Source organism: Streptomyces sp. NPDC056948, assembly GCF_042674225.1.
Lineage (GTDB): Bacteria > Actinomycetota > Actinomycetes > Streptomycetales > Streptomycetaceae > Streptomyces > Streptomyces purpurascens.
In genome coordinates this window covers 1-23,426 of record NZ_JBHUQX010000041.1, presented here as the reverse complement: position 1 = coordinate 23,426, position 23,426 = coordinate 1, and the positions used below count along the sequence as shown (strand labels likewise).

26 protein-coding genes and 1 pseudogene are annotated in these 23,426 nt (G+C 70.8%); 15 read left to right on the top strand and 12 right to left on the bottom strand.

What is annotated here, in order from left to right:
• The first annotated feature begins 126 nt into the window (after nucleotides 1-126).
• The gene (locus ACFTZL_RS08020) at nucleotides 127-735 is read left to right on the top strand and encodes an NAD(P)-dependent oxidoreductase (protein WP_382579552.1); all 609 of its coding nucleotides are present in this window, start codon (nucleotides 127-129) and stop codon (nucleotides 733-735) included.
• Between the two features lie 9 nt (nucleotides 736-744).
• Here the strand turns inward: ACFTZL_RS08020 and ACFTZL_RS08015 are convergent, their stop codons facing one another.
• Nucleotides 745-1,644 carry a LysR family transcriptional regulator gene (locus ACFTZL_RS08015; RefSeq protein ID WP_382579550.1) on the bottom strand — a complete coding sequence of 300 codons (900 nt, stop codon included), beginning with the start codon at nucleotides 1,642-1,644 and terminating at the stop codon, nucleotides 745-747.
• A 55-nt stretch (nucleotides 1,645-1,699) separates the two neighbouring features.
• Here ACFTZL_RS08015 and ACFTZL_RS08010 point away from each other — a divergent pair, with 55 nt between their 5' ends.
• Nucleotides 1,700-2,479 carry an inositol monophosphatase family protein gene (locus ACFTZL_RS08010; RefSeq protein WP_382579548.1) on the top strand — a complete coding sequence of 260 codons (780 nt, stop codon included), beginning with the start codon at nucleotides 1,700-1,702 and terminating at the stop codon, nucleotides 2,477-2,479.
• A 33-nt stretch (nucleotides 2,480-2,512) separates the two neighbouring features.
• Here the strand turns inward: ACFTZL_RS08010 and ACFTZL_RS08005 are convergent, their stop codons facing one another.
• Nucleotides 2,513-3,166, bottom strand: coding sequence for a DUF305 domain-containing protein (locus ACFTZL_RS08005; RefSeq protein WP_382579546.1), 654 nt, complete (start codon nucleotides 3,164-3,166; stop codon nucleotides 2,513-2,515).
• A gap of 190 nt (nucleotides 3,167-3,356) precedes the next feature.
• On the opposite strand from ACFTZL_RS08005, the gene ACFTZL_RS08000 reads away from it, so the two are divergent.
• Nucleotides 3,357-4,859 (top strand): LVIVD repeat-containing protein, encoded by a 1,503-nt coding sequence (locus ACFTZL_RS08000; RefSeq protein ID WP_382579544.1) that lies wholly within the window; start codon nucleotides 3,357-3,359, stop codon nucleotides 4,857-4,859.
• Here ACFTZL_RS08000 and ACFTZL_RS07995 read toward each other — a convergent pair.
• The 5 genes from ACFTZL_RS07995 to ACFTZL_RS07975 form a co-directional block, all read right to left on the bottom strand.
• The gene (locus tag ACFTZL_RS07995; RefSeq protein WP_382579542.1) at nucleotides 4,847-5,530 is read right to left on the bottom strand and encodes a TetR/AcrR family transcriptional regulator; all 684 of its coding nucleotides are present in this window, start codon (nucleotides 5,528-5,530) and stop codon (nucleotides 4,847-4,849) included. The genes ACFTZL_RS08000 and ACFTZL_RS07995 overlap by 13 nt on opposite strands.
• Before the next feature lie 175 nt (nucleotides 5,531-5,705).
• Nucleotides 5,706-6,395, bottom strand: a complete 690-nt coding sequence (locus ACFTZL_RS07990; protein WP_382579540.1) for an HAD family hydrolase — start codon at nucleotides 6,393-6,395, stop codon at nucleotides 5,706-5,708.
• A gap of 40 nt (nucleotides 6,396-6,435) precedes the next feature.
• Nucleotides 6,436-7,104 carry a phosphatase PAP2 family protein gene (locus ACFTZL_RS07985; RefSeq protein ID WP_382579538.1) on the bottom strand — a complete coding sequence of 223 codons (669 nt, stop codon included), beginning with the start codon at nucleotides 7,102-7,104 and terminating at the stop codon, nucleotides 6,436-6,438.
• 116 nt (nucleotides 7,105-7,220) lie between these two features.
• Nucleotides 7,221-8,156: a M56 family metallopeptidase gene (locus ACFTZL_RS07980; RefSeq protein WP_382579536.1), complete on the bottom strand. Its 936-nt coding sequence runs from the start codon at nucleotides 8,154-8,156 to the stop codon at nucleotides 7,221-7,223.
• 120 nt (nucleotides 8,157-8,276) lie between these two features.
• Nucleotides 8,277-8,810 carry a DUF5134 domain-containing protein gene (locus ACFTZL_RS07975; RefSeq protein WP_382579534.1) on the bottom strand — a complete coding sequence of 178 codons (534 nt, stop codon included), beginning with the start codon at nucleotides 8,808-8,810 and terminating at the stop codon, nucleotides 8,277-8,279.
• Between the two features lie 161 nt (nucleotides 8,811-8,971).
• Between ACFTZL_RS07975 and ACFTZL_RS07970 the strand changes: the two genes are divergently transcribed.
• The 3 genes from ACFTZL_RS07970 to ACFTZL_RS07960 all read left to right on the top strand — a co-directional run bounded on the left by ACFTZL_RS07970 (nucleotide 8,972) and on the right by ACFTZL_RS07960 (nucleotide 12,477).
• Nucleotides 8,972-10,636, top strand: coding sequence for an FUSC family protein (locus ACFTZL_RS07970; protein WP_382579532.1), 1,665 nt, complete (start codon nucleotides 8,972-8,974; stop codon nucleotides 10,634-10,636).
• A 155-nt stretch (nucleotides 10,637-10,791) separates the two neighbouring features.
• The gene (locus ACFTZL_RS07965; RefSeq protein WP_382579570.1) at nucleotides 10,792-11,403 is read left to right on the top strand and encodes a MarR family winged helix-turn-helix transcriptional regulator; all 612 of its coding nucleotides are present in this window, start codon (nucleotides 10,792-10,794) and stop codon (nucleotides 11,401-11,403) included.
• A gap of 171 nt (nucleotides 11,404-11,574) precedes the next feature.
• Complete coding sequence (locus ACFTZL_RS07960; protein WP_382579531.1) at nucleotides 11,575-12,477, top strand: N-acetyltransferase; 903 nt, start codon at nucleotides 11,575-11,577, stop codon at nucleotides 12,475-12,477.
• 2 nt (nucleotides 12,478-12,479) lie between these two features.
• Here the strand turns inward: ACFTZL_RS07960 and ACFTZL_RS07955 are convergent, their stop codons facing one another.
• Nucleotides 12,480-12,872, bottom strand: a complete 393-nt coding sequence (locus ACFTZL_RS07955) for a VOC family protein (RefSeq protein ID WP_382579530.1) — start codon at nucleotides 12,870-12,872, stop codon at nucleotides 12,480-12,482.
• 71 nt (nucleotides 12,873-12,943) lie between these two features.
• On the opposite strand from ACFTZL_RS07955, the gene ACFTZL_RS07950 reads away from it, so the two are divergent.
• Nucleotides 12,944-13,483, top strand: coding sequence for a GNAT family N-acetyltransferase (locus tag ACFTZL_RS07950; RefSeq protein WP_382579529.1), 540 nt, complete (start codon nucleotides 12,944-12,946; stop codon nucleotides 13,481-13,483).
• A 3-nt stretch (nucleotides 13,484-13,486) separates the two neighbouring features.
• Here ACFTZL_RS07950 and ACFTZL_RS07945 read toward each other — a convergent pair whose 3' ends face one another.
• Complete coding sequence (locus tag ACFTZL_RS07945; protein WP_382579527.1) at nucleotides 13,487-14,170, bottom strand: glycerophosphodiester phosphodiesterase; 684 nt, start codon at nucleotides 14,168-14,170, stop codon at nucleotides 13,487-13,489.
• Between the two features lie 250 nt (nucleotides 14,171-14,420).
• Between ACFTZL_RS07945 and ACFTZL_RS07940 the strand changes: the two genes are divergently transcribed.
• Genes ACFTZL_RS07940 through ACFTZL_RS07930 form a run of 3 tightly spaced genes read left to right on the top strand, consistent with a single transcriptional unit; the run spans nucleotide 14,421 to nucleotide 17,685 of the window.
• Nucleotides 14,421-15,818, top strand: a complete 1,398-nt coding sequence (locus ACFTZL_RS07940; RefSeq protein WP_382579526.1) for a DUF6421 family protein — start codon at nucleotides 14,421-14,423, stop codon at nucleotides 15,816-15,818.
• A 50-nt stretch (nucleotides 15,819-15,868) separates the two neighbouring features.
• Nucleotides 15,869-16,618 carry an SDR family NAD(P)-dependent oxidoreductase gene (locus ACFTZL_RS07935; RefSeq protein WP_382579524.1) on the top strand — a complete coding sequence of 250 codons (750 nt, stop codon included), beginning with the start codon at nucleotides 15,869-15,871 and terminating at the stop codon, nucleotides 16,616-16,618.
• Nucleotides 16,615-17,685, top strand: a complete 1,071-nt coding sequence (locus ACFTZL_RS07930; RefSeq protein ID WP_382579523.1) for a threonine aldolase family protein — start codon at nucleotides 16,615-16,617, stop codon at nucleotides 17,683-17,685. Before ACFTZL_RS07935 ends, ACFTZL_RS07930 begins: the two co-directional genes overlap by 4 nt.
• A gap of 10 nt (nucleotides 17,686-17,695) precedes the next feature.
• On the opposite strand, the gene ACFTZL_RS07925 is transcribed toward ACFTZL_RS07930, so the two are convergent.
• Entirely contained in the window at nucleotides 17,696-19,078 is a 1,383-nt protein-coding gene (locus ACFTZL_RS07925) for a hypothetical protein (protein ID WP_382579521.1), read from the bottom strand.
• Between the two features lie 174 nt (nucleotides 19,079-19,252).
• On the opposite strand from ACFTZL_RS07925, the gene ACFTZL_RS07920 reads away from it, so the two are divergent.
• Entirely contained in the window at nucleotides 19,253-19,825 is a 573-nt protein-coding gene (locus tag ACFTZL_RS07920; protein ID WP_382579519.1) for a transglutaminase domain-containing protein, read from the top strand.
• A gap of 36 nt (nucleotides 19,826-19,861) precedes the next feature.
• Here the strand turns inward: ACFTZL_RS07920 and ACFTZL_RS07915 are convergent, their stop codons facing one another.
• The gene (locus tag ACFTZL_RS07915) at nucleotides 19,862-20,590 is read right to left on the bottom strand and encodes a lysophospholipid acyltransferase family protein (protein ID WP_382579517.1); all 729 of its coding nucleotides are present in this window, start codon (nucleotides 20,588-20,590) and stop codon (nucleotides 19,862-19,864) included.
• Nucleotides 20,591-20,776: 186 nt separating this feature from the next.
• A complete protein-coding gene (locus ACFTZL_RS07910; RefSeq protein ID WP_382579516.1) occupies nucleotides 20,777-21,193 on the bottom strand; it encodes a DUF4395 domain-containing protein in 417 nt (138 codons plus the stop codon).
• A gap of 78 nt (nucleotides 21,194-21,271) precedes the next feature.
• On the opposite strand from ACFTZL_RS07910, the gene ACFTZL_RS07905 reads away from it, so the two are divergent.
• The 4 genes and pseudogenes from ACFTZL_RS07905 to ACFTZL_RS07890 all read left to right on the top strand — a co-directional run.
• On the top strand, nucleotides 21,272-21,685 hold the full coding sequence (locus ACFTZL_RS07905) for a thioredoxin family protein (RefSeq protein ID WP_382579568.1): 414 nt from the start codon (nucleotides 21,272-21,274) through the stop codon (nucleotides 21,683-21,685).
• 95 nt (nucleotides 21,686-21,780) lie between these two features.
• Nucleotides 21,781-22,272, top strand: coding sequence for a flavin reductase family protein (locus ACFTZL_RS07900; protein ID WP_382579514.1), 492 nt, complete (start codon nucleotides 21,781-21,783; stop codon nucleotides 22,270-22,272).
• 219 nt (nucleotides 22,273-22,491) lie between these two features.
• Nucleotides 22,492-23,280: an electron transfer flavoprotein subunit beta/FixA family protein gene (locus ACFTZL_RS07895; RefSeq protein WP_261680893.1), complete on the top strand. Its 789-nt coding sequence runs from the start codon at nucleotides 22,492-22,494 to the stop codon at nucleotides 23,278-23,280.
• Between the two features lie 55 nt (nucleotides 23,281-23,335).
• Nucleotides 23,336-23,426 (top strand): annotated as a pseudogene (locus ACFTZL_RS07890) (electron transfer flavoprotein subunit alpha/FixB family protein); the annotation flags it as partial.

Genomic DNA, 23,426 nt, shown 5'->3' with positions numbered 1-23,426 from the left:
CAATTTGATCAATGGGAGATTTACTCATATGCATTTGACTGGCAGTGACGAAATTGCGTCTGGGTAAATTATCAAGTCAGATACTTGCACTTGATGTTAAGTGGGGAACTCCCTAGCGTTCTCGGCATGAACCTCACCGTCCTCGCGGCGTCCGGCCAGACCGGAATCGCCCTCACCCGACAGGCGCTGCGACGTGGTCACACCGTGACCGCCATCGCGCGTGATCCCGAGAGGATCGCGCTGCCCGACTCCCCGAACCTGCGCAAAGTGGCGGGCGACGTGAACGACGCGGCCGGTATCGCCGCCGTCGTGGACCGGGACTCCGTGGTCCTTTCCGCTCTCGGCACGGACCGGGCCGGGATTCTCCTGACCGGCGCCCGGGCCGTCGTCGCCGCCGGCCCACGGCGCGTCATCTGGCTCGGCGCCTACGGCACGGGCAAGTCCGCCGAAGTGGCGGGGGAGGGCGCGGGCGTGCTCGCCAAGGTGCTGGGCGACCGGCTGGCGGACAAGGTCGAAGCCGACAACACCGTTCTCGCGGCCGGGGGCACGGTCTTCCACGCCGGGATGCTCGCCGACGGGCCGGAAAGCCCCCGTCGGCGCACGGTCGGCCTGGAGGCCGCGCCTCCCTTCGACCTCGGTGCGAAGGTCAGCCGGGAAACTGTCGCCGCGGCGATGCTCGACGAAGCCGAGGCGCCTGGCTTTCCCGGTGCCGTGGCCCTGCCCTTGGCGGAGTAGGCGGAGTAGTCAGCAGGCGGTGATCTCCTCGATCGACGCCCGGATCTGCTCGCGGAGCCAGGCGTGGGCGGGGTCGGAATCGTAGCGCTGGTGCCAGTTGCAGTTGATCGTCGCCACCGGGGACTCGATGGGCAGTGGCCGGGTGAGGAGCCCGAACGCCTCGATGAGCGGGCGGCCGTGGATCGCCGTGCAGGTGACCAGCGCGTCGCCGCGGGCGGCGATCTGCAGGGCGGTGGACACCGTCGCCACCGCCGCGACCACCCGGCGCCGCAGGCCTTGGGCGGCCAGCGCGTCGTCGATCGGCGCGGTGAGGCGGCCACGCCGGGAGATCACCACATGCGGCTGCGCCGCGTAGGAGGCCAGGTCGAGTCCGGCGGCGCAAGGGTGGTCCGCGCGCATCGCCACGACGAGCCGATCGTCGCCGAGCGGCTCGGACCGGAACTCGGGCAGAGTCGGCCTACCGCCGCCCAGTTCCAGATCGACGCGGCCGTGGCGCAGGTCGTCGGTGTCGACGGAATTCTCCGCCAGCACCCGCAACCGCACCCCGGAAGCCCGCTGCTGGATCCTCCCGACCAGTACCGGCAGCAGTGACGCTGCCACCGCGTCGTGGCACTGGATCGTGAAGGTGCGATCCATCTCGGCCGGGTCCAGTTCGCGGACCGGCGAGAGCACTTCATGCGCTTGCCTGACCAGCCGGTGCACGTCCTCCCGAACCGACAGCGCGTACGGGGTGGGAGTCATCGAGTGGCCGGTGCGCACCAGGATGTCGTCCCCGGTGACGGCGCGAAGTCGGCCGAGGGTGCGGCTGACCGCGGGCGAGGACAGGTTCAGCCGCTCGGCTGCGCCCATCACGCTGCCCTCTTCGAGCAGGGCGTCCAGCACGGTCAGCAGATTCAAGTCCAATTGCATGAGAGTAAATCCTAACAAGACACAGATCCACCTCGATCAACTCCAGGAGCATCCCATGAGCCAGGAACTGCTTGCCTCCACCGTCGCCGCCGTCCGTCACGCCGGCGCCCGAATGATGACGCGCTGTTCCGCAGGGTCCCGTCCGCCCGGGCTCCCCGAACTGCTCGCGAACCTCCAGGCCAATGACGCGGCCGTTGTCGACACATTGCGACCGGCGTTGACCGAGGCCCTGCCGAGCGCGGGCTGGCTCAATGACGAACACGGATCGGGACCGCTGGCCACGGGCGAGTGGTGGCTCATCGACCCGGTCGGTGGCAACGTCAACGCCGTGCACGGCATGTCCGACTGGAACATCGGCGTGAGCCTCGTCCGTGACGGCCGCCCGGTGCTGGCGGTGGTCTACTTCCCGGTCCTCGACGAGATGTTCACCGCGACCGAGGGCGGCGGGGCGTTCCTCAACGGTGTACGACTGCGGGTCTCGGTCAAGACATCGTTGGACGGCGCACTGGCCGGGACCGGCCAGGCCAAGCCGGGGCACGACCCCGAGCTCGCGAAGCGGATGGGCTCCGCCTTCACCGCGATGACGAACTCCGCCCTCTATGTGCGGGTCTCCGTACCGGTGACCCACCAGCTCGCCCAGGTCGCCGCGGGCCGGATGGACGTGCACTGGCAGTTCGACAACGTCCGGTCCCACGCGGCGGGCGTGCTGCTGGTCCAGGAGGCCGGAGGCGTCGTGACCGATCTCGAGGGCAAACCGTGGGAACCGGCCGGTGAGAGCTACCTCGCCGCCGCGCCGGGCGTGCACGCAGCCGCGCTGGAAGTCCTGACCGCCTGAGGGAAGCCGGGATCCCTGTCAGTGTCCACTGGTTCAGAGCATGTCCCGCATCCGCGTGATCTCGCTGGTCTGCTGAGCGATCACCTCGTCGGCCATTTCCTCGACGAGGATGTTGTTGCCCTGCCCCTTCACGTCCGTGGCCATGGTGATCGCGCCCTGGTGATGGGTCGTCATCAGGGTCAGGAAGAGGTGGTCGAAGGCCTTGCCGTCGGCCGCGCGGAGCTTCCTCAGCTGGGCCTCGGTCGCCATGCCGGGCATCGCGGCGTGTTCGTGCCGCTCGGCCTTCGGCGGTTTGCCGTAGGACTTCAGCCAGCCCTTCATGGCCTCGATCTCGGGCTTCTGGCCGGCCGCGACGCGCTCGGCTATGCGCTTCACATCGCTCGACCCGGCACGCTTCGGGGCGAGTTCGGTCATCACCAGGGCCTGGGCATGGTGCTCGATCATCATGCGGGCGTAGGAGACGTCCGCCGAGTTGGGGGAGTCGTTCTCCGGGTTCTGGTCGGCGGCCTCTTCGGCGGACAGGGTGCGGTTCGCCTCGCCGGGCTCACCCGGCGCGATCACGGCGGGCCCGTCCGCGGCGGCCGGCTTCCGGTCCGGACCGGAGTCACAGCCCCCGGCCGCGAGCACGGCCAGGGCGACCAGCCCCGTCGTGACGACGGACGCACGAGACACGCGGCGGGACAGCACAACGACCTCCTGTGGCGGGCGGGTTGGGACGCACCTCGTGTTGCGGACGACGTACTGGCACGCTTCCGCGGGTCATTGATCGCAAAACTTCATTGCGATTCTGTTGCCCTCTGTTGGTATGTGCATGGCGAAGACGATACTGCGTGGTGCGTGAACCGTTCCGCAGTGAACGGAACCAGGGAGGAAAACAGTGATCCTGTTGAACGACCGCAGAACACGCCGTAGACGCCTGGGCGTCCTCGCGGCCGCCGGTGGACTGCTGGCCGCGCTCCTCACAGCGGCACCGGCAGGGGCCACCCCCGACCCGGGGGACGCGCCGCCCGCGCCGAAGAAGGTCTCCAAGAGCGCCCAGGCCGAGGTCCGTGAGGCCATCGAGAACGGCGAGATACCGGCCCAGGACGAGATCGTCCACTCCGACAACATCCAGCACCTGGCATTCGTCCCCAAGGACGTGCTCCAGGGCACGAACTCGGACCTCGCCTTCCAGGGCAGGTACGCGTTCGCGGGCAACTACGACGGCTTCCGCATCTTCGACATCAGCAACCCCAAGGCGCCGAAGACCGTCGCCCAGGTGCTGTGCCCCGGCTCGCAGAACGACATCTCCGTCTCCGGCAACCTGCTGTTCCTGTCCACCGACTCCTCGCGCAGCGACAGCAGTTGCACCAGCACCACCCAGCCGGCGACCGAGAAGTCCTCGTGGGAGGGCATGAAGGTCTTCGACATCAGCGACAAGCGCAACCCGCGGTACGTCGCCGCCGTCGAGACCGCCTGCGGCTCGCACACCCACACGCTGGTGCCCGAGGGCCGGAACGTCTACGTGTACGTCTCCTCGTACTCGCCGAGCGACGCCTACCCCGACTGCCGGCCGCCGCACGACGGCATCTCCGTCATCAAGGTGCCGCGCAAGGCTCCCGAGAAGGCCAAGGTCGTGGGCTTCCCCGTGCTGTTCCCCGGTGAGGGGCCGGACGGCGGCGGCAACCCGGGCGGACCCACCAACCCGGGCGTCTCCAAGACCACCGGCTGCCACGACATCACCGTGCTGCCGTCGAAGGACCTGGCCGCGGGCGCCTGCATGGGGGACGGCATCCTGTTCTCCATCAAGGACCCGGAGCGCCCGAAGGTCATCGACCGCGTCCAGGACAACGTCAACTTCGCGTTCTGGCACTCGGCGACCTTCAACCAGAAGGCCAACAAGGTCGTGTACACCGACGAGCTCGGCGGCGGCGGCGCGGCCACGTGCAACGCGGAGATCGGACCGAACCGTGGCGCCGACGGCATCTACGACATCGTCGGCAAGGGCGACAAGCGCAAGCTGGTCTTCCGCAGCTACTTCAAGATCCCGCGCCACCAGGCGGACACCGAGAACTGCGTGGCCCACAACGGCTCGCTGATCCCGGTGAAGGGCAAGGACCTGATGGTCCAGGCCTGGTACCAGGGCGGTGTCTCCGTCTGGGACTTCACCGACTCGAGCAACCCGAAGGAGATCGCCTACTTCGACCGCGGTCCGCTGACGACGGACACGATCAAGTCGGGCGGCTCATGGTCGGCGTACTACTACAACGGCTACATCTACTCGAACGAGTACGCCAGGGGCTTCGACGTCCTGAAGATCGACGACCGGCGCACGGCCCCGGCCCGCTGGGTCCACATGCGCGAACTCAACGTCCAGACACAGCCGGACTACTTCGACTGATCGTCCGGGCAGCCGGGTGAGGACCCGGTCGCGAAGAACCGCGACAGATCCGTGTCGCCCGTCCCGTCGGAGGCCCCGGCCTCCGGCGGGACACCCAGCTCCAGGTCGAGCCGGTAGCGCTTGAACAACTCGGCCCGCAGCACCGGGACCGGCATCGGCACCCCCGGCACCAGCGCCGCGTACACGGCGCCCATCAGCAGGGCGCGCAGCATCGGGTAGTCGCTGTCGACGTCCCTCGACCCGAGCCGGGCGACGGTGTCCCGCAGCAGTTCGGCCAGCCGCCGCTGCTCCGGGCAGGGCACGAAGCCCTCGGCCTGCAGCAGCCCGGCCATGTGCTGGCGCATCAGCACGGGCCGGTCCCCGGCCAGGCCCAGGATCGCGTCGATGGCCCGCGCCATCCGCTCCCGGCCGTCCTCGGTGCACGGCTCGCGCTCCAGCGCCTCCTCCAGCGTGCGGTGCATCAGCCGGTGCACGGCGGACTGCACGAGCTGGCGCTTGCCGGGGAAGTAGTACGAGACCAGACCGCGCGCCGAACCCGCCCGGTCGGCGATGTCGCCGAGCGTCGTCGCCTCGAACCCGCGCTCGTCGACCAGCTCGACCGCCGCCTGCAGAAGCCGCTCCTTCGAACGTCTCCGCAACTCTTCATTGACCGAGGCGCTGCGCGGGGACATGTGGAAACTCCTGCGTTGACTGGCTGCCAGCCAACTATACTCGGAGCGTCCGGCCGGGGCCGCGCGGTCCCAGCCGGGGATGCCGTCTGCCTCGGGCGACACGGGGGATCGTCCGAGGCGGGCGAGCAGGAGACCGGATGGTCGCCTCGGGCTGCTTGTTCCGGCGGTGCGACCCTCAGCTCACCAGATCCAGGACCGGCCGCAGCCCGTCCGGCCGGTCGGTCACCGGCAGATGGTCCACGAAGTGAACCCCGCAGCCCAGGGCCGTGGCGCCGCCGTCCGCCCTGCGGTCGTCGCCGACCATGAGCGTCCGGAGCGGATCGGCGCCCAGCGCCTCGCAGGCGGTGGCGAACAGCCGCGGGTCGGGCTTCTGGATGCCGTGCTCGTACGACAGGACGTACGCGTCGATGTAGGGATCCAGGCCGTGCGCGCGGAAGACCGGGCGCAGGTCCCAGCCGATGTTGCTGACCACCCCGACCGGGATGCCCCGCTCGCGCAGCGTGCGGAGCACCTCGACGGCGTCCGGGTAGGGGGCCCACGCGGCCGGGTCCATATGGCGTTCGTACAGCGCGTCGTGCAACGTCGGGTCGGGCAGCGTGACTTGGCGGGAGACGCCGGTGTACGCGGCCCGGTGCAGCTCGGCACTCTGGTCCCGGATCTGCCAGGCGTCGGCCAGTTCCTCAGGCACCCGCGCGGGATCGGCACCGCCCGGTAGGGCGCCCGCCGTCTCCAGCGCCCGGGCCGCGGCGGCCACCTCCGCCTCCGCGAGCCGGATCGCGGTCCCGGCCAGGGTGCCGCGCAGCCAGGAGTCGGTTGACTCGACACGGAAGAGGGTCCCGGAGAAGTCGAACAGCACGGCGGTCATGGGGTGATCCTACGAGGGCGTGCTTCGCTCCCGCGGGTGTTCACGGATGCCGGCGCTGGTGCACCCACACCGCCAGGGCCACCACCATCGCGCCCAGCAGCCAACCGCCCACCACGTCCGACGGCCAGTGGACGCCCAGCCAGACGCGGGTCAGCCCGACCCCGATCACGGAGACGACGGCCACGATCAGGGCCGTACGCCACACGGCACGGCTCACCCCGTGACGGTGCAGGAGCCACAGGAGGAGGCCGCACACGACCGTGGCGGTCATGGCGTGGCCCGACGGATAGGCCGAATAGTGGGCCGAGTCGACGGGGTCGGGCCAGACCGGGCGGGGACGGTCCACGGCCGCCTTGAGGCCCTGTTGCAGCAGCGTGCCCAGCGTGACGGCCAGCGCCAGCCACACCGCCGTCCAGCGCGCCGCGAGCCGCACGACGAGCCAGACGACGACGGCCGCGCACAGCAGACGCATCGTCCACGGATCCCACACCCAGTCCGTGAGGATGCGGAACGTCCGGGTGATACCGGGTTCGTCGACCGCCCAGCGGTGGGTGGTGCCGGAGATGTCTCCGTCCGTGGTGATCAACGGGCTCCATCTGACCGCGACCAGGGTCAGCAGCAGAGCCGAGCACAGGGCCAGGACACCGGCGGAACCGGCGGCGGTGCGGTGCTCGGGACGGGGCGGGGAGTCGACGGACTGGGTGTGCATAGTGCGATCCTCGCCGAACCGGGGGCTCCGGATCCAGTGCGGCGGCGATCTTCGGCCCCGGGGCCCCCACACTTCGGCCACCTCGAGGCCCCCGGCGCCCGGGTCACATGCGCCGGTTATCCCAGCGCCCGCAGCCCCGGTACGAACGCCAGCAGCACCGGCACCACGGGCACCAGCGCGGCCGCCGCCGTCAGTCGCAGGCGCCGCGCCGCGGTCAGCCGGTCCGGGGGAGTGAGCAAGCGGTGCACCCGCGCCGGGACATGGGCCTGTGGCGTCGGGCAGGGGCCGAACACACCGCGGTGCTCGTTCAGTTCGACCAGGGCCAGGGCGGTGGTCAGACGGCCGAAGCGGCGGGAGGCCGTGTCGTCGGCCGCGAGTTCGACCAGGCGGTGCATCTCGTCGCGGAACGCGGCGAACACCGGCACCTGCGGAAAGCCGCCCGCCAGGGCGGAGGAACAGTTCAGCAGCCAGTCGTGCCGGGCGCGTGCGTGCCCCTGCTCATGGGCGAGCACGGCTTCAAGCTGCCGGCCCTTCAGCCGACGCAACGCGGCCGTGGTGACGACCAGTTGCGGCGAGGTGCCGGGCAGCCACCAGGCGTCGGGCCGCTCGCTCTCCAGGACGACGAGCCGGCCGGACACGGCCACCTCGCCCGGCAGCAGCGGGGCCCGGACCAGCAGGTCGGCGCGCCGGTCGCGGCGCCGGGCGCGCGCCCGGCCGACCTCACGGACCAGCATCGCCGCGCTCCACAGACCCCCGCAGGCCAGCGCCACCGCCGTGGTCGCCGCCCACGGGCCCGCCGTACCGAGGGCATAGGCCTCGACGGCGGCGCTCGGCGCCGTCGCGAAGACATGCCCGCCGACCGCATGCCAGGCCGCCGCCGCGCTGAGCGTCATCGACAGCGCACAGCACACGAGGACGGCCGCCACCGCGCACTGCCACACCCACAGGGCCACCACCGGCTCACGATCCGGCCAGTTGGCCCGGGCGAGCAGCCGGGGAGCCACCACGGCGGTCAGGGCGCCGAGCAGCAACAGTGCCGCGGTGAGCATCATGGGAGGCAGCCTATGAGCGCGGCGCCGCTCAGGGGTACGACTTGTGCCGCCAAAGTGACGCAGGCAACGGATCCGTACGGCGATCTGTCGATCTGTAGGGCGCGACGAGGCTGTCCTTGCTCACAGCGTCAGCAGCATCGTCACCATCGCGATCCCCATGGACAGCCGGCAGGCCCGCGCCAGTTCCGGCCGGTCGCCCCAGGGGGCGGATCCGCCGCGCCCGGCCCCGCTCCCGGCCACGGCGGTCACCGGAACCAGCCGGACGCCGGTCAGCAGCACGTATCCGGCGAAGTACAGCAGCAACGCCCCCGTCAGGAGCGGAACTCCCGATCCGCCCTGACCGTGCGCGTGTGCGGGAGTGCCGGCCATGACGACGGACATGTAGACCATCGCGGCGGCTCCCGCCAGATGGTGGAGATGGTGCGCCCCGGCCCGCGCCGCCCACAGCGCGTGTACCGCGGCCGCCCCGAACACGAACGCGTACGCGAGCCAGGCCCACGAGGGCGGAGAGAACACCGCCGCCGGGACCGCCATCGCGGCCATCCCGAAACCCATCAGCGCCTCGCCGCCGCTGCGCATCCGCACCAGGCAGTAGGCGCCGGTCACCGCGCAGAGCGCCACCAGCAGCCAGCCGGACGAAGCCGGTCCGTGCACGCGCACCTCCCCGCTCGACAGTCGGTCATTCGATGCCCCGGCCATGCGGCGCGCACGCGAGCGCAAGGGTGTACACGGGGAGCATTCGACGGAGCACGCCAGGTGAGCGGCTATGCCGGAGTCTATATTTCACGAGTAAAACACCTGCTAATCTTGTGGGAATGAGCAGCGCGAACCCCCCACCCGCCTCCCCGCCCGCCCGGCGTCTTCCGCTGGCGGGCGTGCTGCGCGTCGGCAGGCCTTCCGAGATCTGGTTCAAGCCCGCGCTGAGCGTGGTCGCGGCGATCGCCCCGCCCAACCTCACCCTCCTGGCGCTCGGCCGGCTCGACCTGGCGCTGTACACGATGGCCGGGTCACTGTGCGCGCTGTACGCCCACAACCGCCCCTACGCCGCCCGGGCCGGGACCCTGGTGCGGGTGGTGCTCGGCATGCTCGGCGGACTCGCCGTCGCCCTGGTCGCCGCCTCGCTCACCGGCAGCGCCGTCGTGCTGGTCACGGTCGGTGCGCTGCTGGCCGCCGCGCAGAAGGTGCTGTGCGACGCCACGCGGGTCGGGCCGCCGGGCAATGTCGTCCTCACGTTCGTCAGCTCCGCCTCACTGTTCGCGCCGCAGACCCTCGCCCAGGTCCCCGGTCATCTGGCTCTGGCCGCCGTGACGGGTGCCTGGGCCTGGCTGGTCTGCATGGCGCCCGCGCTGGTCCGGCCGCACGGCCCGGAGCGCCGCGCCACCGCCGGTGCGCTGAAGGCCGCGGCCGCGTACGCCGACACGGGTGGCACGGGCGAGGGTCATGCCCGGGCCCGTGCCGCGGGCTACGCCGCCGTCCAGGCCGCCTGGCAGTCACTGCTGTCCACCGGCGCCCCCTCCCGGACCCGGCGCGCCCTCGAACGGCTCGTCGTACGGGCCGAGGTCGCCCTCGCGGCGCCGGCGGAGTCGGATGCCGGCCGGCTGCGTGCGTGGGCCCGCGCGCTGCGCGGTACCGGGCCCGTTCCGCAGGCCGGTCTGCCGCGGGCGGCCGCCGACGAACTGCTCGGCGTGGACGCGGCCCGCTCCCTCTGGGCGCGCCTCGGCCCGCTGACCCCGCTCGCGGTGCGCACCGCGCTCGGCTGCGCGCTCGCCGGCTACGCCTCCCTCGCCCTCGGTATCGGCCGCCCCTACTGGGCCCTGGTCACCGCCGCCTCGCTCTACCAGGCCAATATCGCCCTGACCTGGAGCCGGGCCGTCCAGCGGGTCGTCGGCAACGTCGTCGGCGTGCTCGTCTTCGCGGCCGTCGCACCGCTCGCGCATCTGGGCCAGGCGGTCCTCGTGCTGTGCTGCCTCGCGTTCAGCTTCGGGGCCGAGGTGCTGATCAGCCGCAACTACTGGCTCGGCAGTGTCTGCGTGACCCCCATGGCCTTGCTCATCACCGAGTTCGCCGGATTCCAGGAACCCGGCGAGCTGATGACGGAGCGCGTCGTGGACACCGTCGTCGGCGCGCTGGTCGGTTTCGTCGCCGCCGTGGCCGTCACCAACCGGCGCGCGGGCGACCGTGTCGAACGGGCCCTGGCCAGTGCCGACCAGGCCCGTGAGCATGCTGCCCGCCTCCTGGCGGAGCCGGACCCCGGCACCGCCGCCCTGGAGTCGGCCCGGCGCGGCCTCGCCGTCGCCCTGGTCGACCTGCGGGCCACTGCCGACGCCGCGGCCGGCGAATGGTGGCAGCGCGCCCTGCCCCAGGAGCGGGTCGTGCTCGCCGAGCAGTCCGGACACCGTACGCTCGCCGCTACGGCACGACGCCAGGGGCTGCTCCCGGACCGGGGCGCGGGCACAGAGACGGAGGACGCACGGCCATGACGGCGACGGAAGGACCATCGCCCACGGGGGACGACTCGGGACCCGGCCCTCAGCCGGCGGCCGGGGCCCAACGGGCGGGGGACGACCTCGCCGAGGGGCGTGCGGCCGACCGGGCGCGGACGGCCGGCGGGGACCCGGCCGGTGATGCCCACACGATCGGGGAGCACTCCGCCGGCAGGCGGGCAGCCGACGGGACCCGTACGACCGGAGGGGAGCAGGCCGACGAGGCCCCCGCGGTCGAAGACGACCCGCACGACGGCCGGCGGGGCGACACGGTTTCCGGTGTCGTTCGGCAGTGGCGGGCCGTGCACCCCGGGCTCGACACGGGCCCGATGGAGGTCATCGGCCGGATCAACCGCTGTGCCGCCCTCCTTCAGCAGGCCGAGGACGCGCCGCTGCGCCGGGAGGGTCTGAGCCGCCCGGAGTTCGACCTGCTGGGCGCGCTGCGCCGCACCGGGCACGAACTGACCCCCGGGGAGCTGGCCCGGGAGACCTTCTCCTCGGGCGCCGCCGTCACCAAACGCCTCAAGCAACTGTCCGAACGCGGCCTGGTGGAACGCCGAAGCGACAGCCGCGACCGCCGCGTCGCCCACCTCCGCCTCACCGACGCCGGACGCGAACTCGTCGACGGCATCCTGCCCGCCCAGCTCGCCTACGAGACAGCGGTCCTGTCCGGCCTGGACGCCCCAGAACAGGGCGAACTCGCAGCCCTGCTCGGAGAGTTGCTCGGCCAACTGGAGGGCCGCCTGGGCGCGCTGCGGGGTTGAACCGGACTGGTTCCCAGCTCGCTCCGGCAGGGCCCGCCGGTCGCCGGGTGCGTCGAGCTTCACGGCGTGCGTTCCTTCCCCACTGGTGTGCCGCACCGGCCCCGACGTACCCTCACCCCGTACCGCACCGCGTGGCGGCCTCCAGCTCCTTCATCTGCCCGGAGGTACCCCATGCCCGCACTCGAGGTGCGCCCCTTCCGCCGAGCCGACCGTGACCAGCTCACCGACCTGGTCAACACGCACGTGGCGGCCGTCGTCCCCGGAATCTCCGTCTCCGTGAACACCGTCCTCGGCGACCTGGAGCGGCAGCCCGGCGAGTTCATCACCGACCCGTGGGTGGCCGAGCGGACGACGCTCGTCGCCGAGCAGCGCCAGTGCGTCGTCGCCGCGGCCCATCTGCTGCGCTACCGCGCCGATGTCGAGGTGGGCGAGACCTATCGGGACATCGCCGAGATCAACTGGTTCGTCCACCGCCCGACGGCGTCGCACTGGCCGGACGCCGACCTGCTGATGCGGGCGTGCCTGGCACAGCTCGCCCGCTGGAAGGTCCGCGTCCGGTACGCCGACGGCGCACTCCCCGCCCCGCTCGTCTACGGACTGCCCCGCAACTGGCCCCACATCCGGGCCGTCTACCAACGCGCGGGGTTCCAGCACATCGGGGACACCGAGGTCATCCTGATCGCCCGGGTCGCCGACCTGCCGGCGCTCGAGCCCCGGCCGGGCGTCACGGTCGAACGCACGCTGGGCGAGTGCGGCACCCGCTTCACGGCCTACGCCGACGCGCGCGTCCTCGGCTTCGTCGAGGTGGACACCGCCCTGGCCCGCCCGGAACGCCACGCCCGCGCCGCGGGCCTGGCCGACATCGGCAACCTCCACGTCGAGCCCGCGCAGTACGGCACCGGCCTGGAGCACTGGCTTCTGGCCCAGACCGCCGACTGGCTCCGCCTGTGCGGCGTCGACCGGCTCGTGGCCTACGAATCGGCCGGCGACAGCACCAGGCTCGACCTCCTGACGGGCGCGGGCTTCCGCGAGCTGACCCGTACCGACCGAGGGTGGGAGCACCGCCCCGCATGACCTCAGATGCCGGGCCGGTACCGCATCGGGTGGTCCGCCGGGACCTCGACGAGCACGATCGGCGTTCCGTCCGGGTCCGCGATCCACATCTCGACCAGGCCCCACGGCTCCTTCACCGCCGGCCGCACGATCTCGACGGCCTTGGCCCGCAGTTCCTCCTCCGCCGCGGCCACGTCGTCGACCTGGAGCCAGAGACGTACGTCGGGGGACGGGGGAGTGTCGGACCGGCCCGCGACCTCGAGGAAGCCACCGCCCGTGAAGTAGACCGTGCCGCGCTCGGGACCCGTGCCGAACTCCCGGTAGACGGCGAGGCCGAGCTGTTCGCCGTAGAAGGCACGGGACCGCTCGGGGTCGGACGGGCGGAGCAGGATCCGGCTGCTGAGTACATGCACCATGCACGAGAGCCTAGTGGCGGCGCTACTCTCATCCGTACCCGAATCACGCCCCGAAACGGAGACGTACGCCCATGGACACCGCCGCCACCGGACTGACCTACCGCGATGCCACCGACGCCGACGTGGACGAGCTGGTCGCGCTCATCGAGTCGGCGTACCGGGGTGACGACAGCCGGGCCGGGTGGACCACCGAGGCCGACATTCTCGAAGGGCAGCGGACCGACCCCGAGGGCGTGCTGGCCGTCATCAAGTCGCCCGACAGCCGGTTGCTGATCGTGGAACGGGAGGGCGGGATCGTCGCGTGCTGCCAGCTCGAGCACCGTGGAGACCACGCCTACTTCGGGATGTTCGCGGTCAGCCCCCGGCTCCAGGGCGAGGGCCTCGGCAAGGTGATCATCGCGGAGGCGGAGGGCCTGGCCCGGGCGACATGGGGCGTGACGGAGATGCACATGACCGTGATATCCGTACGCGACGACCTCATCGCCTGGTACGAGCGGCGCGGCTACCGCCGTACGGGTCGGATGACCCCCTTCCCGTACGGCGACGAGCGCTTCGGCATCCCGCAGCGCGACGACCTGAGCTTCGAGCTGCTGGTCAAGGAGCTCGGCTAGCGGCTAGGCCGTGAAACGGCCCGTGCGCTTGATGTCCGGGTGGTCGGTGGTCGCGCCGTCCAGACCGAACGCCCGGACGAGCCGCAGATGGTCCTGCGTGTTCACCACCCAGCCGATGATCCTCAGGTCGGCCTTGTGCGCGCGCTCCACGATCTCCAGGCTGAGCCGGCGGATGTTCAGGCAGACGGTCTCGGCGCCGGCCGCGAGGGCGCGGTCCACGATGTCGGTCCCGTAGCGGCTGGCGATCAGCGCCGTACGCACACCCGGCACCAGTGGCTTGATCTCGGCGATCGCCTCGTCGTGGAACGAGGACACCTCCACCCGGCCGGCCAGCCCGCGCTGGTTCATCACCTCGGCCAGCGCCCGCGCCGCCTGCGCGTCCTTGATCTCCGCCTGGAGCGGCGTCTGGACGGCCTCCAGGACCTCCTCGAAGACCGGCACCCGCTCACCCCGGCCCGCGTCCAGGGCGCGCAGCTCGGCGAGGGTCTTCTCGGCGATGGGCCCGCTGCCGTCGGTTGTGCGGTCCACGTCCGTGTCGTGCATGACGACGAGCGCGCCGTCCTTGCTCAGATGCAGATCGAGTTCGATGGCGTCGAGGCCGGCCTCCTGGGCGGCGACGAAGGAACGGAGGGTGTTCTCGGGTTCCACACCCATGATTCCGCGGTGACCGATGGTGAGGAAGTTCAAGACGCGACTCTCTTCCGTCGACAGGCGGCACTGGGGGCCTTACGGCCCACCTGGACCGTATCGCCTGTACCCGCCCTCTGCAGAGGGCGAGGGCATGGTCGGCGTACATACGGGCAGAAGGATGACCGACAGGAAAAAGTGCGGCGAACCACAGGGTCTGGCAGGATAATTTTCGGAGGTTGCCCTTGCTGGGAGGAACCTCGTGTGTATACGGTCGAGGTACGCGAGATTCTCCCGTGAAAGGTGGGACATGACGGAAATTCTTGTGCAGGTGGGTTCGGAGGACCTGGTTCCTCCCGTGGCCAGGGTGGTGGAGTACCCGGCATGGCCCGTGCTCAAGGATGCCGTGGAGCGGATCCGGCCATGGCAGTCCAAGGACGGGTCGATCGACTTCGACGCCGAGGGTGCGCCGGAGCACGCCGACGCCGAGCTGGCCGTCCGCCGGGCCGCCGACGCGGTACTTGAGCTCTCCCCGCTGCTTCCGCACGACGCCGCCTATCACGAGGCCCTGGTCAAGGACCTGCGCCGGTGGGCCGACGGCGGCTTCGAGGTGCCCGACTTCCTCGACTCCCTGCTGGCCTTCCAGCCGGCCGCGAGCCGCGCGGACGGCCTCCAGCACCTGGTCGTCTTCCCGATGTACACGCAGAACGGCAACCCGGACCGCAATCTCGAAGCGGTCGTGCTGCGCATGGTCTGGCCGGACTGGCTGTCCGAACTGGAGCGCACGCGTTACGACAACCCGCTGTTCTGCGGCATCACGTTCGAGGACTTCACGGCCGGCTACGACACCAACTCCGCCGTCCTGTTCCCCGAGACCATCGCCGTGCGCGAGGCACCCGAGCGGTTCAGCTGGGGCGGCATCTTCTGCGACCGCGAGGCGGCCCGCTTCCGCCGGGTGACCGACGCCGCGGTCGACATCCTGGGCCTCGAGCTGCCCGAGGACGTCGCCGCGATGGTCCACGACCAGAAGCGCTGCGAGGAGGCGTTCGTCCTGTGGGACATGGTCCACGACCGCACCCACAGCCACGGCGACCTGCCGTTCGACCCGTTCATGATCAAGCAGCGGCAGCCGTTCTGGATGTACGGCCTGGAGGAGCTGCGCTGCGACCTCACGGCCTTCAGGGAGGCCGTGAAGCTGTCGGGCGAAGGCGTCCCGCAGGCCCGTGACGTGCAGGTCGCGGTGCTCCTCGACCGTATGTTCCGCTTCCCGGTCACCGGCGAGCGCGTGCGCAACTACGACGGCCTCGGCGGCCAGCTCCTCTTCGCCTACCTGCACAAACACGACGTCGTCCGCTGGACCGACAACAAGCTGACCATCGACTGGGAGCGTGCCCCGCAGGTCACCAACGAGCTGTGCGCCGAGATCGAGAAGCTGTACCGCGACGGCATCGACCGCCCCAAGCTCGTCCACTGGTTCGCCGGATACGAGCTGGTCTCCACGTACCTCTCCCCGCACCCGGGCTCCAAGTGGGCCAAGGGCCCCGAGGCCCTGGATGTGACGCAGCCGCCGCGGAAACTCGTCGATGACGTGCTTCCGGACGAGTTTCCGCTGAGCATGTTCTATGAGGCACTGTCCAAGAAGCTGAAGAACGTGATCGCCTCCACCAAGGGCATCACGGCGGACAGCACCGAGCGGATCGCCGCGTGAGCGGCGGAGACATCCGCGGAACCGGGAACACTGCTCAGGAGGCGAAGAAGATGGCGGGGAACGGAGCTCTCAGCGGTGCGGTGATCGCGGTGGCCGGCGCGGGCGGGCCCGCGGGCCGGGCGGCGCTGCTGCGACTGGCCGAGGCGGGGGCGACCGTCGCCGCCGCCGACAACGATCCCGAGCGGCTCGCGGAGGCCGTGGACGCGGCCCGCTACGCGTCGGGCGGCGCCACCGTCACCGGTGAGCCCGTCGACCTGCTGGACCTCCAGTCCACCCGTGACTGGGCCACGCACATCGAGAAGGACTTCGGCCGCGTCGACGGCGTGGTCCACCTGGTGGGCGGCTGGCGCGGCAGTGAGACCTTCATCAAGACGAGTCTCGACGACTGGGACTTCCTGGAGCTGCTGCTGATCCGCACCGTGCAGCACACGTCGCTGGCCTTCTTCGAGGCCCTGCAGCGCAGTGAGCGCGGAAGGTATCTACTGATCAGCGCGGCCGGTGCCACGAAGCCGACCGCGGGCAACGCCTCGTACGCCGCCGCCAAGGCAGCCGCCGAGGCCTGGACGCTGGCGCTGGCCGACGCCTTCCGCAAGGCGGGGGGAGCCGAGGGCCCGACGTCCGCCGCTGCCATCCTGGTGGTGAAGGCGCTGGTGCACGACGCGATGCGCGCCGAGCGGCCCAACGCGAAGTTCGCGGGCTTCACCGACGTCAAGGACCTGGCCGAGGCCGTCGTGGGTGTCTGGGACAAGCCCGCCGCCGAAGTGAACGGAAACCGTCTGTGGCTCACCGAGAAGCCGTGAACCCGCCGAAGACCGACGCGCGCCGCCATCACGACCCGGAAGTCCGCGGTTTCGCCAGCGACAACTACGCCGGCGCCCACCCGGAGGTGCTCGCCGCGCTGGCCCTGGCCAACGGCGGGCACCAGGTCGCCTACGGGGAGGACGCGTACACCGAGAACCTCCAGAGCGTCGTACGCAGCCACTTCGGCGCCACGGCCGAGGCGTTCCCGGTCTTCAACGGCACCGGCGCGAACGTCGTCGCCCTCCAGGCGGTCACCGACCGCTGGGGCGCGGTGATCTGCGCCGAGAGCGCCCACATCAACGTCGACGAGTGCGGCGCTCCCGAACGGGTCGGCGGCCTGAAGCTGCTCACCGTTGCGACGCCCGACGGCAAGCTCACCCCCGAGCTGATCGACCGGCAGGCGTACGGCTGGGACGACGAGCACCGCGCGATGCCGCAGGTCGTCTCCCTCGCCCAGTCCACCGAGCTGGGCACGGTCTACACGCCGGACGAGATACGCGCCATCTGCGAGCACGCCCACGCGCACGGCATGAAGGTGCACGTGGACGGCTCCCGGCTGGCCAACGCCGCCGCCACTCTGAACGTCCCGATGCGGACGTTCACCGACGCCGTCGGCGTCGACCTCCTCTCCCTGGGCGGCACGAAGAACGGCGCCCTCTTCGGCGAGGCCGTCGTGGTCCTGAACCAGGACGCCGTCAGCCATATGAAGCACCTGCGCAAGCTGTCCATGCAGCTCGCCTCCAAGATGCGCTTCGTGTCGGTGCAACTCGAGGCGCTGCTCGCCCGGGACCTGTGGCTGCGCAACGCCCGCCACTCCAACGAGATGGCCCAGCGCCTCGCCGAGGGCGTACGCGCCGTGCACGGGGTGGAGATCCTCTACCCCGTGCAGGCCAACGCGGTGTTCGCCCGTCTGCCGCACGACGTGAGCGAGCGTCTGCAGAAGCGGTTCCGCTTCTACTTCTGGGACGAGGCCGCGGGCGACGTCCGCTGGATGTGCGCCTTCGACACGACCGAGGGGGACGTCGACACGTTCGTGGCGGCGCTCAAGGAGGAGATGGCCCGCTGACCCGTGCTGTTCATCGGTTGACGAGGATCTCCGTCCTGTTGTTGCGCAGGTTCGGGTCGAACTCGCTGATGGGCAGCTCCAGGTCGTCGTTGAGGGTCTCGACGGTGGTGCGTGCCCCGCGCACCACCCGGTCGATCCGCAAGGGGATCTCGAAGGTGTACGACGCCTTGTCGTGCAGGTAGATCGGCGTCCGGCAGAAGTGGGTCGTGCCGGACGCCCCTTCCGGCTCCTCCGGCAGTGACCAGCAGCGCTCCTCCGACAGGTTCACGGCCGTGGTGCCTTCCGGCGCCCGGAACTTCACCGTGGCCACCGACGCGCCCGCGCCCAGCGACGCCACCCAGGCCGGGCCGCGGTTGTGCACGGTGACTCGGGCGGTCACGGTGTCGCCGGCGCCACCGCTCACCCTGCTGCCGGTGAGCTTGAGGTCGGCGGTGTTCCGGGCGTCGAGGATGGCGGTCCCGTAGTTGTCCTGAGGGTCGATGTCGGGATCCGACACCGTGGCCCTGGCTGCGGCCACCGGACGCAGGTCGAGCTCGGTCCCCGTGCCCCGGGTCCACGTCCACTCGCCGCGCATCTCCGCGAGCGCCTCGTCCGAGTAGGGATGGACGGAGTGGTCGAACCGCTCGTACATCGCCTTGCGCCCGACGCCCAGTCCGGTCTTCAGCGTGTACTGCTGCCCGGGCGCCACCGCCTCGTCCAGCACGCACAGGGCGGACGTGCCGGTTTCGTGCTCCCGGTACTCGCAGTTCGCGTGCCGTTCCTTGAAACGCAGTCCGTACGAGGCGTCGAGCCACAGCAGGGTGCGCTCCGCGGTGCGGTTGCCGCTGTTGGACAGCGTCGCCCGCACGCTCGTCTGCGAGCCAGGCCTGAGGTCGCGCTGGTGGTCCGCCTCGCTGAGCCCGAGGTCCGGCCCGTTGCCCACGCCCACCCGGGTCTCGCCCGGGTGGGACGTCGCCTCTCCGGCGGTGGCCGAGTAGCGCACGTACCCCGAAGCGCTGACGTCCGCCCCCGGCAGCGCGCGCAGTTCGAACGTGGCGGCCTGCACGGTGTCCGTCCCCGCCGGCATCTCCGGGACGGCGCAGACCGCCTCGACCTCCGACTCGGGCGCGCAGTTCGCGGGCCACGACACCCGCGCGAACGAGGCGATCTCGCTCACGTCGACCGTCAGTTGCCCGGCCGGCAGGCCGCCGTCGGCGACATCTCGGCTCACCTGCACGGCCAGGGTGCGCGCACGCGCGTCACCGTTCGCGTCCGCGCCGGGCAGCACCGTCTCGTACGGTGCGCTGATCCAGAGCTGGTTCTCCGCGGCGTGCGCGGGCACGGCCCCGACTCCGGCCGCCGCCAGGGCGCAGGAGACGAACGCGGCGCCGAGCAGGCGGTGTGGGTCCTTCATGTCTTCCCCCTAGTCACAGATCTGCGCAGGCCGAGACCGGTGGCGCGGGGGAAGGGTTGTGGTCGGGCAGGTGGTTGCGGCGGTGTTCAGCCGTTCTTCCCATCGCTGCATAGATATACGGCCAGTAGAAAATGCATTGACCGAGGGGTGGTCTCGTTCCTATGCTCTGCGTGCATGCAGCTGACCCAGGAAAACCCAGACCTCTCCGCCTACTTGGCCGCTGACGAGGTGATCGACCATCACCATCCGCTCGTTCGCGGCACAGCGGCCAAGTTGGCCGAGGGTGTGTCGGACTCGTATGAGTATGCGCAGGCGGCGTTCGAATTCGTGCGCGACACCATTCCGCACTCGCAGGACTCGGGCGACCTCCGCGTCACCTGGCGCGCCTCCGATGTCCTGGAACAGGGCACCGGCATCTGCTACGCCAAGGCCCACGCGCTCGCGGCGCTGCTACGGGCCGAGGACATCCCGACCGCGCTGTGCTACCAGGAACTGGAGGTGGTGCACGGTCTGGTCGCCGTGCGGTTCGACGGCGCGTGGCACCGGCAGGACCCGCGGGGCAACAAGCCGGGTGTGGACGCGCGGTTCTCCCTCAAGGGCGAGCGGCTCGCCTTCACGCCGGATGCGGCGTCCGGTGAAACGGACTGTCCGGTCCTGTACGCCGCGCCTCACCCGGTCGTGCTGGACACCCTCACATCGGCCCGCGACCGGCCCCACTTGTGGCAGACACTCCCCACCGCACTCTGAAGCCGGATCCGAGCCCGGGGCGGTCGGTCCGGGGTGTCAGTGCGCCTCGGCCGCCCGCACCTGCTCCGGCGTCGGTGCCGTGCCGCCGAGGTGGGCCGGCATCCACCAGGTGTCCTCGGGGTCCTTCGGGCGTACGGGGTAGGCGCGCTGGGCGGCCTCGAGGAGCTCCTGGACGCGCTCGCGGAGCTGACGCGTGATCGCGCCCGCGTACTTGTCGCGGGAGGCCTCGATCGCCTCGCCGACCCGGATCGTGATGGGGATGTGGCTGCGCTTGAAGTTCCGCGGGTGGCCCTTGGTCCACAGCCGCTGCGTGCCCCACACCGCCATCGGGATCAGCGGGACGCCGGCCTCCTGCGCCATGCGCGCCGCGCCCGACTTGAAGCTCTTCAGCGTGAACGACTGCGAGATGGTCGCTTCCGGGAAGACCCCGACGATCTCGCCCGACCGCAGCGAGTCCAGGGCGTGCGCGTAGGCCGTCTCGCCCTGCTTGCGGTCCACGGGGATGTGCTTCATACCGCGCATCAGCGGGCCGGAGACCCGGTGCCGGAAGACGGACTCCTTCGCCATGAAGCGCACGAGACGTTTCTGCGGCAGGGCCGCCAGGCCGTCGAAGACGAAGTCCAGGTAGCTGATGTGATTGCTCACCAGCACGGCGCCGCCCGAGCGCGGGATGTTCTCCGAACCCTGGAGGTCGATCTTGAGGTCCCACGCCTTGAACAGCGTGCGGGCGAAACCGACGACGGGACGGTAGACGAGCTCTGCCATGGGCGGGCCGGACCCTTCCTGCTCTGCCTGGGAAGGGATTCCCAGCGGAAAGTTACGCAGCCGTAGGTTTACGGCTTGTCGCAGATCGTGCCCGAAGAACGGCCGGGTAGCCAGTCCTCGTGCCCGCCGGGGACGAGATTCTCGTCACGTCGCCGAGTGATCCCACCTCGTGCTTTTACGCCCGTATTACTCCGCGCGCACCGCCACCCGCCGCAGGAGCAAGTACAACTCGCAGCCCAGGCAGTACCCGAACGCCGCATTGAGGAAGGCCGCCGCGAGCGCCGCGCCGGTCGCCGCGAGTCCCAGCCAGTCGGGCCCCAGGGTGTAGCCGACGAGGCCGAGCCCGGCGAAGAGCAGACCCACCGCCTGGGCGAATCGCGGCGGTTCGGGCGCCTCGAACTCGCTCGGCGGCCCGAGCCGCGGCCGTACGGCCTTCCGGAACAGCCAGCCGTAGGGGGACCGGCTCACCCCGCCCGCCGCGCCGAGCAGGAACGCCAGCGTCTGCCAGGCCAGCAGCCACGCGCTCCCCGTGACCAGAACGACCGCCAGCACGACGGCCGTCACGGCCGCGCCGAAACGCGGCCCTCTCGCATCGATGTCCATGGGAACCAAGCATTCCGCAACGCGGCCCCGTTGAGGGGTCGGGAATCTTTGCGGTCTCGTGAACGCTTGAAGCAGGTGATGACCGGACTGGTGGTGTGTGTACTGGTGCTCGCGGCGGCGAGCGCCTACGGAGTGCTGCAACGGCGGCGGAGCGGGAGAGTGCGGGTGCGCGGGCGGGACGACGGCAAGCGGCTCGGCGCGGCGGAACTGGGCGCGGAACTAGGGGAGCGGGCCACGCTCGTGCAGTTCTCCAGCGCGTTCTGCGCGCCCTGCCGGGCGACCCGGCGGGTGCTCGGAGAGGTCGCCGGCGTGGTCCCGGGCGTGACCCACGTCGAGATCGACGCCGAGGCCCATCTGGACCTCGTGCGACGGCTGGACATCCTCAAGACCCCGACCGTGCTGGTCCTCGACGCCGACGGCCGGGTGGTGCGGCGGGCCACCGGACAGCCGCGCAAGGCCGATGTGATCGCCGCGCTGGGAGAGGCGGTATGAGGTGCCGGCACGGCCGGTGAGTGCGTCCAGTGAGTCATCTCCCACATCACGAAACGAACTTGACTGTGCACACCACATATCGTCAGCCTGACCCCATGCCTTCGGACCTCCTCGCCACGCCCGACCTCTTGCGCTCGGTCTTCCGGCGGCACGCGGCGGGGGTCGCCGTGATCACCGCTCGTGGCGACACCGGTCCGGTGGGCTTCACCGCCACCTCCCTCGCCTCCGTCTCCGCCGAACCGCCCCTGCTGTCCTTCGGCGTCGGCACCGGCTCCTCGAGCTGGCCCGCGATAGAGGCGACCGATCATGTCGGCGTCCACATCCTCGGCGAGCACCAGCAGGAGCTGGCCGCCACCTTCGCCCGCAACGGAGCCGACCGCTTCGCTCCGCCCACCGTCTGGCGGGAGGGGCCCGAGGGTGTCCCCCTGCTCGACGGCGTGCTCGCCTGGCTGGTGGCCCGGGTCATCGCCCGTGTGCCCGCCGGAGACCACCGGCTCGTGCTCGCCGAGGTCCTGCACGGGGACCCCACGGGCACCGGCCGTCCGCTCCTCTACCACCAGGGGCGTTTCCAGAGACTGCCCGACTGAGGGGTACGACCCCCGGGCTGCGGGACCGTCGAGTTCCGGTTACGCTGCGTTGCGAAGGTCACAGTTCAAAGCGCTTGCTTAGCGGGAACGAACTAGGTGTACTGACGAGTAATATTTCGCTCGGAGCGTGGGTCGCCCCGACCGGAATCGGCCGCTTGAGGCGCCTATGCTGCCTGCAAGTAGGCAGCCGAGAAATCACGATGCAGTAGGAGAGCCGGCGTGAGCTTGAGGATCGTTGTCACTGTGAAGTACGTGCCCGACGCCACTGGCGACCGGCACTTCGCCGATGACCTGACCGTCGACCGGGACGACGTGGACGGTCTGCTCTCCGAGCTCGACGAGTACGCGGTCGAGCAGGCGCTGCAGATCTCCGAGAACTCCGACGACGACGTGGAGATCACCGTTTTGACGGTGGGCCCCGAGGACGCCAAGGACGCCCTGCGCAAGGCGCTGTCCATGGGCGCGGACAAGGCGATCCACGTCGAGGACGACGACATTCACGGCACCGACGCCATCGGCACCTCCCTGGTCCTGGCCAAGGCTGTCGAGAAGGCCGGCTACGACCTGGTCATCTCCGGTATGGCCTCCACCGACGGCACCATGGGCGTCGTGCCCGCGCTGCTGGCGGAGCGTCTGGGCGTCCCGCAGGTCACCCTGCTGTCCGAGGTGTCGGTCGAGGACGGCACGGTCAAGGGCCGCCGCGACGGCGACGCCGCCACGGAGAGCCTGGAGGCCTCCCTGCCGGCGGTCGTGTCGGTGACCGACCAGTCGGGCGAGGCGCGTTACCCCTCCTTCAAGGGCATCATGGCCGCGAAGAAGAAGCCGGTTCAGTCCTGGGACCTGTCCGACCTGGACCTGGAGGCCGAGGAGGTCGGCCTCGAGGGTGCCTACACCACGGTCGACAACGCGGCCGAGCGCCCGGCCCGTACCGCGGGCACGATCGTCAAGGACGAGGGCGAGGGCGGCAAGCAGCTCGCTGAGTTCCTCGCGGGCCAGAAGTTCATCTGAGCCCGGCATTCGCTGACCGCCCCTCATCTTTCGCAAGCAGGAGAGAAGAAGTCCCATGGCTGAAGTTCTCGTCTACGTCGACCACGTGGACGGCGCCGTCCGCAAGCCCACCCTGGAGCTGCTGACCCTGGCCCGCCGCATCGGCG